Origin of the sequence: Streptomyces sp. NPDC005866 (assembly GCF_040629895.1) — a bacterium.
Lineage (GTDB): Bacteria > Actinomycetota > Actinomycetes > Streptomycetales > Streptomycetaceae > Streptomyces.
Genome location: NZ_JBEXWP010000013.1, coordinates 1 through 13,132, shown reverse-complemented (window position 1 = coordinate 13,132; position 13,132 = coordinate 1). Strand labels below are relative to the sequence as shown.

Sequence of the window (13,132 nt, the reverse complement as noted above, 5' to 3'; positions counted from 1 at the left end):
ACCCGCAACGGCGGGCAGACGCCCGGCCCCACCCCGACGCGACGATCGTCACACCGGCGAAGAGGCACACCGCTCCCACCCGACCCCACCCCGTAACCTGTCCCTCGTGGCAAACCCAAGGGACGTCGTCCGCATCCCGGATGCGAAGGTCGCGCTCTCCACGGCCTCCGTGTATCCGGAGTCGACGGCGACGGCCTTCGAGATCGCCGCGCGCCTCGGCTACGACGGAGTCGAGGTCATGGTCTGGACCGACCCGGTCAGCCAGGACATCGAGGCCCTGCGCAGGCTGAGCGACTACCACCGCATCCCGATCCTCGCCGTCCACGCCCCCTGCCTGCTGATCACCCAGCGGGTCTGGTCCACCGACCCCTGGGTCAAGCTCCAGCGGGCCCGGGCCGCCGCCGAGAAGCTGGGCGCGAGCGCGGTCGTCGTGCACCCGCCGTTCCGCTGGCAGCGCCAGTACGCCCGCGACTTCGTCGACGGGATCTGGCGCATGGCGAACGAGACGGACGTCCGCTTCGCGGTGGAGAACATGTACCCCTGGCGCTATCGCGACCGCGAGATGCTGGCGTACGCCCCTGACTGGGACGTCACCAAGGAGGACTACCGGCACTTCACGATCGACCTCAGCCATGCCGCGACGTCCCGCACGGACGCGCTCGCCATGCTCGACCGGATGGGCGGCCGACTCGGCCATGTCCATCTCGCCGACGGCCGCGGCTCCGCCAAGGACGAGCACCTGGTGCCCGGCCGCGGCACCCAGCCCTGCGCCGAACTCCTGGAGCGCCTCGCGTTCACCGGCTTCGACGGGCATGTCGTCATCGAGGTCAACACCCGGCGCGCGATGTCCGGCGCGGAGCGCGAGGCCGACCTCGCGGAGGCCCTGGCCTTCACCCGCCTGCATCTGGCCTCGGCGGTGAAGGTGCCCCGCCGATGACCGGCACCGCCGGCCCGCGGCGCCGGGCGGACGCGGAAGACGGCACCGCCGCCCGCCGCCGCGGTCGTCCCCCGCGTACCGAGTCGGCGGACACCCGGGACCGTATCCTCGTCGCCGCTCGCGAGGAGTTCTCCGAACGCGGGTACGACAAGACGTCCGTCCGCGGGATCGCCAAGGCCGCCGGTGTCGACTCGGCCCTCGTCCACCACTACTTCGGCACCAAGGAGCAGGTCTTCGAGGCCTCCATCTCGGTCGCCTTCGCCCCCGCGCTCAACGCGCCCGTCGCGATCGCCGACGGCCCGGTGGACCGCGTCGGTGAGCGCCTGACCCGCTTCATCTTCGGCATCTGGGAGAACCCCACCACCCGTACGCCGCTGCTGGCGATCCTGCGCTCGGCCGTCAACAACGACACGGCCGCCGCCGTCTTCCGCCGTCTGATCGCCTCCCAGCTGCTGCGCCGTATCGCCGACCAGCTGGATCTCCCGGACGGGGAGCTGCGCGCCGAGCTGGCGGCCGCGCAGCTGGTGGGGTGCGCGATGCTGCGGTACGTGGTCAAGGTGGAGCCGCTGGCGTCGGCGGACCTGGAGCAGATCGTGGCGCGGGTGGCTCCGGTGGTGCAAGGGCATCTGACCGGCCCGTAAGCCCTACGCGACGAGACACCCGTCCCGTATTGCGGACACCCTGTCCCGAGGCCTGAACAACGGGCGTACGCTCGTTAGCAGCCCTATCTGCCTGAAGGAGCGAGCGACGATGCCCGAGCTGAGGTCCCGCACAGTCACCCACGGCCGCAACATGGCGGGCGCCCGCGCCCTTATGCGCGCCTCCGGTGTACCGGGTGCGGACATCGGCCGCAAGCCGATCATCGCGGTCGCCAACAGCTTCACCGAGTTCGTGCCGGGGCACACCCACCTCCAGCCGGTCGGCCGGATCGTCTCCGAGGCGATCAAGGAGGCGGGGGGCATCCCGCGCGAGTTCAACACGATCGCCGTGGACGACGGCATCGCGATGGGCCACGGCGGCATGCTGTACTCCCTCCCGTCCCGCGACCTGATCGCGGACTCGGTCGAGTACATGGTCGAGGCGCACTGCGCCGACGCCCTGGTCTGCATCTCCAACTGCGACAAGATCACCCCGGGCATGCTGATGGCCGCCCTGCGGCTCAACATCCCGACCGTCTTCGTCTCCGGCGGCCCCATGGAGGCCGGCCGCGCCACCCTCGTCGACGGCACGGTCCGCACCCTCGACCTGATCGACGCGATGGTCGACGCGGCCAACGAGAACATCTCCGACGAGGACGTCCTCAAGATCGAGGAAAACGCCTGTCCCACCTGCGGCTCCTGCTCCGGCATGTTCACCGCCAACTCGATGAACTGCCTGACCGAGGCGATCGGTCTCTCCCTCCCCGGCAACGGCTCGGTCCTGGCCACCCACACGGCCCGTAAGCAGCTGTACGTCGACGCGGCCCGCACGGTCATGGACCTCACCCGCCGCTACTACGAGCAGGACGACGACACGGTCCTGCCCCTCAACATCGCGACCTTCGCCGCGTTCGAGAACGCGATGGCCCTGGACATCGCGATGGGCGGCTCCACCAACACGATCCTGCACCTGCTGGCCGCCGCCCAGGAGGCGGGCGTCCCCTTCGGCCTTCCGGAGATCGACACGGTGTCCCGCCGGGTCCCCTGCCTGGCCAAGGTGGCCCCGAACGTCGCGAAGACCCGCACGTACTACATGGAGGACGTGCACCGGGCCGGCGGGATCCCCGCCCTCCTCGGCGAGCTGCACCGGGGCGGTCTCCTCAACGAGGACGTCCACGCGGTCCACAGCCCGTCCCTGTCGGACTGGCTGAAGACCTGGGACGTGCGCGGCGGTTCCCCGTCCCCGGAGGCGGTCGAACTGTGGCACGCGGCCCCGGGCTGCGTCCGCTCCGCCGAGGCCTTCTCCCAGTCCGAGCGCTGGGAGGCCCTGGACGAGGACGCGGCGGAGGGCTGCATCCGCAGCGTCGAGCACGCGTACTCCAAGGACGGCGGCCTCGCGGTGCTCAAGGGCAACCTCGCCGTCGACGGCTGTGTGGTGAAGACGGCCGGCGTCGACGAGTCGATCTGGACCTTCGAGGGCCCGGCGGTCGTCTGCGAGTCGCAGGAAGAGGCCGTGGAGAAGATCCTCAACAAGCAGGTCACGGACGGCGACGTGGTGGTCATCCGCTACGAGGGCCCCAAGGGCGGCCCCGGTATGCAGGAGATGCTCTACCCGACGTCCTTCCTCAAGGGCCGCGGCCTCGGCAAGACCTGCGCGCTGATCACGGACGGCCGCTTCTCCGGCGGCACGTCGGGTCTGTCGATCGGACACGCCTCCCCCGAGGCGGCCTCCGGCGGGACGATCGCGCTCGTCGAGAACGGCGACCGCATCCGCATCGACATCCCGAACCGCACGATCGAGCTCGTCGTCGACGACGCCGAGCTGGCCCGCCGCGAGCAGGCCCTGAACGGCGTGTACGCCCCGAAGAACCGCGACCGCAAGGTCTCGGCGGCCCTGCGGGCCTACGCGGCGATGGCCACCAGCGCCGACAGGGGCGCGGTGCGCGACGTGACGAAGCTGGGCTGAGACCGCCGCAGCACTTTGAGGGGCCGCCTCCGTCGGGGGCGGCCCCTTCGTCCGTCACCAGCCGCCCGGATCCTCCGCGTCCACGGCGAAGACGGTGCCATCGGGGGCGGTGGCGTAGATGTGGGAGCCGAGGATCATGGGGGCGGGCACCGAGGTGGCGACCCCGCCCGACGCCGATCCGAAGCGGGGCGAGGTCTGTCCGGCGACCGTTCCGCTGTGCGCGTCGACGGCTATGAGCCGTCCATCGGCAGCCGAGAAGTACACGTGCCGGTCGTCGGCGACGGGTTCCGAGCCCCGGCTCACCGAAGTCTCCGTATGCCATGTCCGCTTGCCCGCCTCCATGTCGACGGCGTCCAGCGAGCCGGTGGCGGCCAGCACATAGACCACGCCGTTGTGCACCCCGGCCTGCGCGTCCTGACGCCGTACGGGCAGCTCGACCCGGCGAGTGGCCCCGGACTCCGGGGTGTAGCGGACCACGGCACCGGTGTCGCCGTACACCGGATCGGCGGCCAGCAGAAAGACCGCCCCGTCCTGTGCGCCGACCGGCTTCAGCAGGCCCTGCAGCCGCATGTCCCTCCGTACGTCTCCGGTGGCCGGGTCCACGGCTGTGACCTCCGTGCCGGCTCCGTCCGTGGACGGCCGGGTCACATACGCCGAGGTCGGGTCCGAGGGGAAGAAGTCGATCCGCGGTGTGTCGCGACCCTCAGTCGGACGGCTCCACTTGGCGGCGCCGGTCGCACTGTCCACCCCGGTGACCGTGCCGTCCGCGCGCGAGAGCAGCAGCATGTCGCCGGCGTACTTCATCCCCTTGTTCTCGGGCAGATCCCGCTGCCAGCGGCTCCTGCCCGAGTCCGGATCGAGCGCCGTCACGTGCCGGGCCTCGTCCGTGACGAGCTGGACGAGGCCGCCGGAGAGGACCGGGGGCCTGTTCCAGTGGGCGTTCGCGACGGAGTGCCGCCAGAGCACGACACCCGTCACCGGGTTCAGGGCGAACGCCACCGACGCCTCCGTGCAGAACAACATCCCGTCGCCGGTGGCGCATTGGGGCGTGACCGCGCCTTCACTGACGGGGTTCGCCTGCCACGCGGAGAACGCGGCGGCCGTCGTCCTCGGGTTGCTCTTGTGCGGCTGTGAGCTGTACCCGGCCGTCCACTGGACCAAGGCCGCGACCGCGCCGAGCGCGAGTACGACAGCACCCGTGGCCATGCCGACTCGTCTGCCGAGACGTGTCCTGCGCGGTTGCCGCGGCGCCTCGACCTTCGGCGGCTCCGGCATCGCCGTGTCACTGCTCTCACCCGTGTCACTGGCCCGCTGCGCCGGTATGAACGCCTGTGTGTCGTACGACGCCGCCAGCGACCGCAGCTCCCGCATCAGTTCGTCGGGCGTCGGCCGGTCCTCGGGCTCCTTGGCGAGACAGCGCAGCACCAGCGGAGCGAGTTCCTCCGGTACGCCGGTGAGGTCGGGCTCGTCATGCACGACCTGGTAGGCGACGACGTACGGGCTGTCGGAGTCGAACGGCCCCCGCCCGGTGGCCGCATGCACCAGCACCGACCCGAGCGCGAAGATGTCGGCGGCGAACCCGACTTCACGCGGCCGCCGGAACTGCTCGGGCGCCATGAACGGCGGCGTACCGATCAACTTCCCGGTCTCGGTCCGCAGTTCACTGTCCTTTGGCCGGGAAATACCGAAGTCGATGACCTTCGGACCGTCCTCGGCGAGCAGCACATTGCTCGGCTTCAGATCCCGGTGCACCACCCCGACCCGGTGAATATCGCGCAACGCCTCCGCGAGTCCCGTCATCAGCCGGCGCAACTGGGCAGGGGGCATGGACCCGTTCCGCTTCACGTGCTCGGAGAGGGTCGGGCCGGGGATGAAGAGCGTGGCCATCCAGGGCCGTTCGGCCTCGGGATCGGCGTCCACGACGGGGGCGGTGAAGGCGCCGCTGACCTTGCGCGCCGCGGCCACCTCCTGCCGGAAACGCCCCCTGAACTCACGGTCCTTGGCGAACTCCGCGTGTACGACCTTCACGGCGAGCTTCAGCCCGGAGGTACTGCGGGCCAGGTGCACCACACCCATACCACCCGAGCCCAGGTAGGACTCCAGGCGGTAGTGCCCGGCGTACTCGGGAAGTTCCGCTTCCGCGCCCGCTCCGGTGTTGCGCTGTGGCGTCATGGGACCACCCCCCGTGCTTTTCTCGCGGCGCGCGACGCACGGAGCCTAGTCGATGACTCGTGCGAGACAGAGGCGGCTTGCTAGCCTCCGCGTGCGAGTTGCGTACATGTGTTTCGTGGCTCGATCCAGGGGAATCAACGGGACTCCATGGCACTCATGGGGTTCAGTGGGGGAGCTTCACATGGCTGTCGATCAAGCACAGGAAGCCGAGAGCAGCGGCGAGGACGAGGCCATCACGGCGCTGACGGCGTCCGTGCGCTACTTCTCGGTCGCCCCGGGCGTCCGTCTGAACGTCCGCAGCGGCCCCGGCACCAGTTACGACATCACCCGCGTCCTCCCCGAGGGCGCCAAGGTCCCGATCTACTGCCAGACGTCCGGTACGTCGGTGGCCGGTTACTACGGCACCTCCAGGATCTGGGACAACATCAGCAATGGCGAGTTCGTGTCAGACGCCTACGTCAACACGGGCAGCGACGGCTACGTGGCCGACCGCTGCGCCTGATCCGGTCCAGGGGGCTGGTATGACACCCACAAGACGCGCTTGCGTCCTTCTCGCGGGCTCCGCAGGAGCCTTTCTCATGCTCATGGGGTCGGCCTCCGTCGCGAGCGCGGCCGCCACCGTCAACACATACTCCGTCGCCCCGGGCCTCCGTCTGAACGTCCGTAGTGGCCCGGGCACCAACTACAACATCACCCGGACCCTCCCCGAGGGAACCAAGGTCCCGATCTTCTGCCAGACGCCGGGTACGACGGTGTCCGGCTACTACGGCACGTCGAACATCTGGGACAACATCGACAACGGCGAATACGTCTCGGACGCCTACGTCAACACGGGCAGCGACGGCTACGTGGCCGACCGCTGCGCCTGACCCGGCACGCCGACCCCGACCCGGAGCCCGCGGTCCCCGGCGCCATAATCGTCCCGTGAGCGACGAACCAGGCACCCCGGACACCCCCGCGGGCTCCACCGGCGGACCCCGCCCCGAGCCCCTCCGTTTCTTCGGCACGTCCTGGGTGAACCACGACGACGGCTACACAGCCCGCCGGATCGGCGTGGCCGTCGGCTCGCTCGCCGCCGCCGTCGCCTCCTGTCTGGTCCTCCGCTTCGCCTACGAGGGCGTCCAGCTCGCCGACACCGGCGCCTTCGTGACCGTTCTGGTCGTCGCGATGTTCGCCATCTGCAGCGCCCTCGCCTTCCGTAACACCTGGGACGGCTTCGGCAAGCGCCCCGACCCCGAACGCCAGGCCTCCCTGCGCGGTCTCCTCGCCGTCGGCTTCGTCGGCTCCCTCCTCGCCTACTTCTTCCGCTCCCTGACGGAAGCCCCTGGCGAGAGACTCCACCGCGCCGAGTACGAGACCGCCCGCCAGGAACACGAACGCCGCACCACGCGTCGCACCGGCAACCCGTCGAAGAAGAAGCGGAAGCGCTGAGGCCGTCCGGTACGGCACCGCGCGCATCCGCCCGCCTGTCGGAAACCCCTGTCGACCGCCACCCCACCCCCGGGACCATGGCCGTATGAACACAAGCCAGTCGCGCACCCCGAGCCCCACCCCCTCCGACGCAACCCGCGCCCACTCCTTCAACGCCGCCGCGGCCCAGTACGCCGCGAACCGCCCCTCCTACCCGCCGGCCCTCCTCGACGCCGTCGAGGCGGAGGCCGGCCGCCCCCTCACCGGCGCCCGGGTGGTCGACGTCGGCGCGGGCACCGGCATCGCGACCGCCGTCCTGCACGCGCGCGGCGCCGACGTGGTCGCGGTGGAACCGGGCGAGGGCATGGCGGCGCAGTTCCGGGCCACGCTCCCCGCCATCCCGCTCGTCCGCGGCAACGGCAACGCCCTCCCGCTCGCCGACGACACCGCCGACTTCCTCACCTACGCCCAGGCCTGGCACTGGACCGACCCGGCCCACTCCGTGCCGGAGGCGCTCCGCGTGCTGCGTCCGGGCGGCGCGCTCGCGCTGTGGTGGAACACCGACGCCCTCGACATCGACTGGATCGCCCGTCAGACCGACCGGATGAGCCACTTCTTCGGCGTGGACGCCGCCGCCGAGAAGCGCAAGGCCGCCGACCGCACGGACCTCGCCGACCCCAGCGGCCGCCTCCGCTTCACCCGCCGCGCGGTCCGCTGGAGCCGCCGCGTCCCCCTCGACACCCACCTCGCCAACATCGGCAGCCACTCGGCGTTCCTGGTCACCGCCGAGGACCGCCGCACCGCCTTCCTCACCGAGGAGCGCGCCCACCTCCTGAAGGCCTTCCCGGACGGGATCGTCGAGGAGACGTACGACGTCCTCCTCCTCGTCGCCCTCAGCACCTGACGTGTAACTGCCCTTTTAGTCCGTGACCGCGAACTCGGCGCCGGCGGCCAGCGCCACCTCGGGGCCGAAGAGCCTGGCCGGGGTGAACGCGCCGGGCCGGCCTTCGCCCTTGGCGAGGCGCTGGGCCACCTCGGTGACGGCGCCGACCGTGAACGTCATGCCCTCGCCGGTGCGCAGCCAGCCCTCACGCACGCGCCCGGACGGCCATTCGACTCGGGCGCGGCCCCAGGACGATCGGCGCGGGCGCTCCTTGGCCGTCGTCGTCGTGATGCGGGCGAGCCGCCGAGTGGCGAGGCCGGCCAGGCCGGGCAAACGCAGCACGCCACCGATCGCCGACATAGCCGCTCGGACGGCCGGGTTGGCCGGGGCGAGAGCCGAGGCGCCGATCACCGACGGGGCGCCGCTGGCCTGCCAGGCCGCGAAGAGCTCGACGCTGCCCAGAGAAGCGGTGGTGACCACGTCGCCGTCGGGGGTGGTCAATCGCTCGGCGGAACCGCCGGTCCGGGCGCGTACCATCCGGCCCTGCCGCACCTCGCGGCCGCCGTCGAGCAACGCGTTCACTATGGTGGCGGCCAGGGCTTCGCCGAGGGCGCCGGGTTCGATCGCGACTGACGCGACGGCGTCGACGCGTACTCGCGAAGGCTTTTCCCCCACCGCCAGCAGATGCAGCAGGATGCTCTCGGTCGCGAGTACGCCGAAGCCCGCCCCGGAGACCAGCGTGCGAAAGAGGCGCCTCAGCCGCGGGCACCTTGCCGACCGACGCAGCGCCATCCCCATGCCCGCGCGCCATGCGCATGCCTCCGCGGCCTGCCCATGCCTCCGCACGTCTCCCCTTGACGGCCCCTCTACTCCGGAGCATTATTCATCACATGGTGAATTACTCGCCGGAGCCGTCCGAGGCCCCCGGCAACTCCGCCCTGCCCCCCGCCATCAAGGCCGCCGGCCTCAGTGCGGTCCGCGGCCCCCGCACCGTCCTCCGCGGTCTCGACTTCACCGTCCCCCGCGGCCAGATCACCGGCCTGCTCGGGCCCTCCGGATGCGGCAAGTCGACCCTGATGCGCGCGATCGTCGGCAGCCAGGCCAAGGTCACGGGCGAGCTGAACGTCCTCGGCCGACCCGCCGGCCACCCCTCCCTCCGAACCCGCATCGGCTATGTCACCCAAGCCCCCTCCGTCTACGACGACCTGACCATCCGCCAGAACCTCGACTACTTCGGCTCGATCCTCGACCCCACCCGCCCGGCCCCCGACCGCCACGCCGACGTCGAACGAGTCCTCGGCGAAGTCGACCTCACCAGCCACGCCGACGCCCTCGCCGGCAACCTCTCCGGCGGCCAGCGCAGCCGCGTCTCCCTCGCCGTCGCCCTGCTCGGCACCCCCGAACTCCTCGTCCTGGATGAACCTACCGTCGGCCTCGACCCCGTCCTGCGCCGCGACCTCTGGCAGTTCTTCCACTCCATCACCACCACCCGCGGCGCCACCCTCCTCATCTCCTCCCACGTCATGGACGAGGCCGAGCGCTGCCACCGTCTCCTCCTCATGCGCGAGGGAGAGATCCTCGCCGACGACACCCCCGAGGCCCTCCGCACCCGCACCGGCTCCGAAACCGTCGAGGCGGCCTTCCTCCACCTCGTCGACGAAGCGGCCGCCAACTCCCGCACGAAGGAAAGCGCACGATGACCACCCAGACGGCGACCACCACGACCGCCCCCGTCAGCGCCCTCAACCTCTCCCGCACCACCGCAACCGCGGCCCGCGTCCTGCGCCAACTCCGCCACGACCCCCGCACGATCGCGCTGCTGCTCCTCATCCCCTGCCTGATGCTGGTCCTGCTCCGTTACGTCTTCGACGGCAGTCCGAGCACCTTCGACAACATCGGCGCCTCACTGCTCGGCATCTTCCCGCTCATCACGATGTTCCTGGTGACCTCCATCGCCACCCTCCGCGAACGCACCTCCGGCACTCTCGAACGCCTCCTCGCGATGCCCCTCGGCAAAGCCGACCTCATCGCCGGCTACGCGCTCGCGTTCGGCATCCTCGCGATCATCCAGTCGGCCCTCGCCACCGGCCTGGCCGTCTGGTTCCTGGGCCTCGACGTCACCGGCTCCCCCTGGCTGCTGCTCCTGGTCGCCCTGCTCGACGCCCTGCTCGGCACAGCCCTCGGCCTCTTCGTTTCGGCCTTCGCAGCCTCGGAATTCCAGGCGGTCCAGTTCATGCCGGCGGTGATCTTCCCCCAACTCCTCCTCTGCGGCCTCTTCGCCCCCCGCTCCACCATGCACCCCGCCCTCGAAGCGCTCTCCGACGTCCTCCCCATGTCCTACGCCGTCGACGGCATGAACCAAGTCCTCCACCACACCGACATGACCGCCACCTTCGTCAGGGACGTCCTGATCGTCGCCGGCTGCGCCCTGCTGGTGCTGACCCTGGGAGCGGCCACCCTGAGGCGACGGACGGCGTAGCCAGCGCCCACGTCCGCCCAGCGGACAACCGCCCCTCGCCCCCCACCCCCGGTGCCAGACTGAACCGTATGAGTCAGAAAGTCGCAGTCCTCGGTACCGGCAAGATCGGCGAAGCCCTGCTCAGCGGAATGATCCGGGCCGGCTGGGCGCCCGCCGACCTCCTGGTCACCGCCCGCCGCCCCGAACGGGCCGAAGAACTCCGCGCCCGCCACGGAGTCACCCCGGTCACCAACCCCGAGGCCGCGAAGACCGCCGACACCCTGATCCTCACGGTCAAACCGCAGGACATGGGCGCCCTTCTCGACGAACTCACCCCGCACATCCCCGCCGACCGTCTCGTCATCAGCGGGGCGGCGGGCATCCCCACCTCCTTCGTCGAGGAGCGCCTCGCCAGCGGCACCCCGGTCGTCCGTGTCATGACGAACACCCCCGCCCTCGTCGACGAGGCGATGTCCGTCATCTCCGCCGGCAGCCACGCCACCGGCGCCCACCTCGCCACCGCCGAGGAGATCTTCGGCGCCGTCGGCAAGACCCTCCAGGTCCCCGAGTCCCAGCAGGACGCCTGCACCGCCCTCTCCGGCTCGGGCCCGGCGTACTTCTTCTACCTGGTCGAGGCCATGACCGACGCCGGCATCCTGCTCGGCCTGCCACGGGACAAGGCCCACGACCTCATCGTCCAGTCCGCGATCGGCGCCGCCGTGATGCTGCGCGACAGCGGCGAACACCCCGTCAGGCTCCGCGAGAACGTCACCTCGCCCGCCGGCACCACCATCAACGCCATCCGCGAACTGGAGAACCACGGCGTACGGGCCGCCCTCATCGCCGCCCTCGAAGCCGCCCGCGACCGCAGCCGCGAACTCGCCTCCGGCAAGAAGGACTAAGAAGGACTAAGGAGTATCGAGAAGGACTGACGACTGACCGCCCCCCGGGGGGCGGTCAGCCCCGATGCCTCCCGCGCGCCTACCGCGCCGCGTTCAACGCGGGCTCGGCCGCGCCGGCCCCCGAGAAAGCGCCGGGCGGCAACAGCCCGATCGCCCGATAGGCGGTATCGACAATCGGCCGGGCGATTGCCCGAGCCTTCTCCGCCCCATGCCGCAGCACCTCCTCCACATAACCCGGATCGGCACACAACTCCTTGTGCCTGGCCCGCACGGTACTGAGCACGTCCAGCACCGCCTCCGCGGTGGCCTGCTTCAGAGCGCCGTACGAATCGTGAACGGTTGCCAGTGACTCAGGGTTCCCGCCCGTGCACGCAGCGAGAATCTCCAGCAGATTCGCGACCCCCGGCTGCTCCTCCCGGTCGTAGACGACCTCCCGTCCACTGTCCGTCACGGCCCGCATGATCTTCTTCCGGATCACGTCCGGTTCGTCGAGCAGATAGACGATGCCCGCCCCGGTGTCGTCGCTCTTCCCCATCTTCGACGTCGGATCCTGCAGGTTCATCACCCGAGCGGCCACCTTCGGCACGGTCGCCTTCGGCACCACGAACGTATGCCCGTACCGCTGGTTGAACCGCACCGCCAGATCCCGCGTCAACTCCACGTGCTGCGCCTGATCGTCCCCGACCGGCACCTCGTCCGCTCCGTACGCCAGGATGTCCGCCGCCATGAGCGCCGGGTACGTCAGCAAGGACAGCCGCACGCTCCGCCCGCGCGCGCCCTCGTTCGCGACCTTCTCCTTGTACTGGATCATGCGCCGCATCTCCCCGTCGGTCGCCACGCACTCCATGAGGTACGACAGCCGGGTGTGCTCGTCGACATGACTCTGTACGAACACGATGCACAACTCCGGATCCAGCCCAGCCGCCAGCAGCAGGGTCGCCGCCTGCCGGGTGAGCCGACGCAGCCGGGCCGGATCGTGGTCCACGGTCATTCCGTGCAGATCGACGATGCAGAACAAGGAGTCCGCCTGGTGCTGATCCACGGCGGCCCACTGCCGCATGGCCCCCAGGTAGTTCCCCAGCGTCAGGTGCCCGGTCGGCTTGATCCCACTGAAGATCCGTGTCATTCCCTCTCCACCTCCTGGTCGGAGCCGCCGTCCCGAGCGGCCGGCCCTCAGAGGTTCTGGAGGGAGATACGCGAACGGCCGCCGAGGCGGCGGCCGTTGATTGCGTACGTGAGCGCGGCCGCCGTCAGGCGGCCCACCACTGCTGGGTACACGTACGCGTAGTCATGCCGTCCACCATACGCCCCCGGGACGCCGTCCCGCCGCGAGTTGACACGCCCCAACCGGATACGTAGTGTTCTCCGAGTTGTCCGACGTGAGCGCCGACTCCGGTCGGTCCCCGGGCAGCCATTCCGCAAGTACCTAGCAGCAATCGGCGATACGTCGTTGTATTGCATCGGCATGCGTATTTGCGAAATGAAGGAATCCACGTTCGAAAGGACGCGGCCCCCCGATTAGCTCGGAGGCCGGGAATCCGCTAAAGTCTCACCCGTCGGAACGGCTCAACAGCTGTGACGGCAACCCCCTCTGACGGGGAATCAGCGCCGAAAGGATCTGATAGAGTCGGAAGCGCCGGAAAGGGAAACGCGAAAGCGGGAACCTGGAAAGCGCCGAGGAAATCGGATCGGAAAACGGTCTGATAGAGTCGGAAACGCAAGACCGAAGGGAAGCCCGGAGGAAAGCCCGAGAGGGTGAGTACAAA

Annotated in this window: 13 protein-coding genes; 10 read left to right on the top strand and 3 right to left on the bottom strand. The window is 70.3% G+C overall.

The window, feature by feature from the left end:
• Positions 1–106: 106 nt before the first annotated feature.
• The 3 genes from ABZ396_RS20315 to ilvD all read left to right on the top strand — a co-directional run bounded on the left by ABZ396_RS20315 (position 107) and on the right by ilvD (position 3,541).
• A complete protein-coding gene (locus ABZ396_RS20315) occupies positions 107–937 on the top strand; it encodes a sugar phosphate isomerase/epimerase (protein ID WP_358921499.1) in 831 nt (276 codons plus the stop codon).
• Entirely contained in the window at positions 934–1,578 is a 645-nt protein-coding gene (locus ABZ396_RS20310) for a TetR family transcriptional regulator (RefSeq protein ID WP_358921497.1), read from the top strand. The genes ABZ396_RS20315 and ABZ396_RS20310 overlap by 4 nt, the downstream gene beginning before the upstream one ends.
• 109 nt (positions 1,579–1,687) lie before the next feature.
• Complete coding sequence (gene ilvD, locus ABZ396_RS20305; RefSeq protein ID WP_358921495.1) at positions 1,688–3,541, top strand: dihydroxy-acid dehydratase; 1,854 nt, start codon at positions 1,688–1,690, stop codon at positions 3,539–3,541.
• A gap of 54 nt (positions 3,542–3,595) precedes the next feature.
• Here the strand turns inward: ilvD and ABZ396_RS20300 are convergent, their stop codons facing one another.
• Positions 3,596–5,713 carry a serine/threonine-protein kinase gene (locus ABZ396_RS20300; protein ID WP_358921493.1) on the bottom strand — a complete coding sequence of 706 codons (2,118 nt, stop codon included), beginning with the start codon at positions 5,711–5,713 and terminating at the stop codon, positions 3,596–3,598.
• Positions 5,714–5,894: 181 nt separating this feature from the next.
• On the opposite strand from ABZ396_RS20300, the gene ABZ396_RS20295 reads away from it, so the two are divergent.
• The 4 genes from ABZ396_RS20295 to ABZ396_RS20280 all read left to right on the top strand — a co-directional run bounded on the left by ABZ396_RS20295 (position 5,895) and on the right by ABZ396_RS20280 (position 8,027).
• Positions 5,895–6,215 carry an SH3 domain-containing protein gene (locus ABZ396_RS20295; RefSeq protein ID WP_358921491.1) on the top strand — a complete coding sequence of 107 codons (321 nt, stop codon included), beginning with the start codon at positions 5,895–5,897 and terminating at the stop codon, positions 6,213–6,215.
• 76 nt (positions 6,216–6,291) lie between these two features.
• Positions 6,292–6,582 (top strand): SH3 domain-containing protein, encoded by a 291-nt coding sequence (locus tag ABZ396_RS20290; protein WP_358921490.1) that lies wholly within the window; start codon positions 6,292–6,294, stop codon positions 6,580–6,582.
• Between the two features lie 55 nt (positions 6,583–6,637).
• The gene (locus ABZ396_RS20285; RefSeq protein WP_358921488.1) at positions 6,638–7,144 is read left to right on the top strand and encodes an EamA/RhaT family transporter; all 507 of its coding nucleotides are present in this window, start codon (positions 6,638–6,640) and stop codon (positions 7,142–7,144) included.
• Between the two features lie 85 nt (positions 7,145–7,229).
• The gene (locus ABZ396_RS20280) at positions 7,230–8,027 is read left to right on the top strand and encodes a class I SAM-dependent methyltransferase (RefSeq protein ID WP_358921486.1); all 798 of its coding nucleotides are present in this window, start codon (positions 7,230–7,232) and stop codon (positions 8,025–8,027) included.
• 15 nt (positions 8,028–8,042) lie between these two features.
• Here the strand turns inward: ABZ396_RS20280 and ABZ396_RS20275 are convergent, their stop codons facing one another.
• Entirely contained in the window at positions 8,043–8,804 is a 762-nt protein-coding gene (locus tag ABZ396_RS20275) for a hypothetical protein (RefSeq protein ID WP_358921484.1), read from the bottom strand.
• A gap of 92 nt (positions 8,805–8,896) precedes the next feature.
• On the opposite strand from ABZ396_RS20275, the gene ABZ396_RS20270 reads away from it, so the two are divergent.
• The 3 genes from ABZ396_RS20270 to proC all read left to right on the top strand — a co-directional run bounded on the left by ABZ396_RS20270 (position 8,897) and on the right by proC (position 11,366).
• Positions 8,897–9,706, top strand: coding sequence for an ABC transporter ATP-binding protein (locus tag ABZ396_RS20270; RefSeq protein WP_358921483.1), 810 nt, complete (start codon positions 8,897–8,899; stop codon positions 9,704–9,706).
• A complete protein-coding gene (locus tag ABZ396_RS20265) occupies positions 9,703–10,485 on the top strand; it encodes an ABC transporter permease (RefSeq protein WP_358921481.1) in 783 nt (260 codons plus the stop codon). The genes ABZ396_RS20270 and ABZ396_RS20265 overlap by 4 nt, the downstream gene beginning before the upstream one ends.
• 68 nt (positions 10,486–10,553) lie before the next feature.
• Positions 10,554–11,366 (top strand): pyrroline-5-carboxylate reductase, encoded by an 813-nt coding sequence (gene proC, locus ABZ396_RS20260; protein WP_358921479.1) that lies wholly within the window; start codon positions 10,554–10,556, stop codon positions 11,364–11,366.
• A 79-nt stretch (positions 11,367–11,445) separates the two neighbouring features.
• Here the strand turns inward: proC and trpS are convergent, their stop codons facing one another.
• On the bottom strand, positions 11,446–12,492 hold the full coding sequence (trpS, locus tag ABZ396_RS20255; protein WP_358921477.1) for a tryptophan--tRNA ligase: 1,047 nt from the start codon (positions 12,490–12,492) through the stop codon (positions 11,446–11,448).
• Positions 12,493–13,132: the final 640 nt, after the last annotated feature.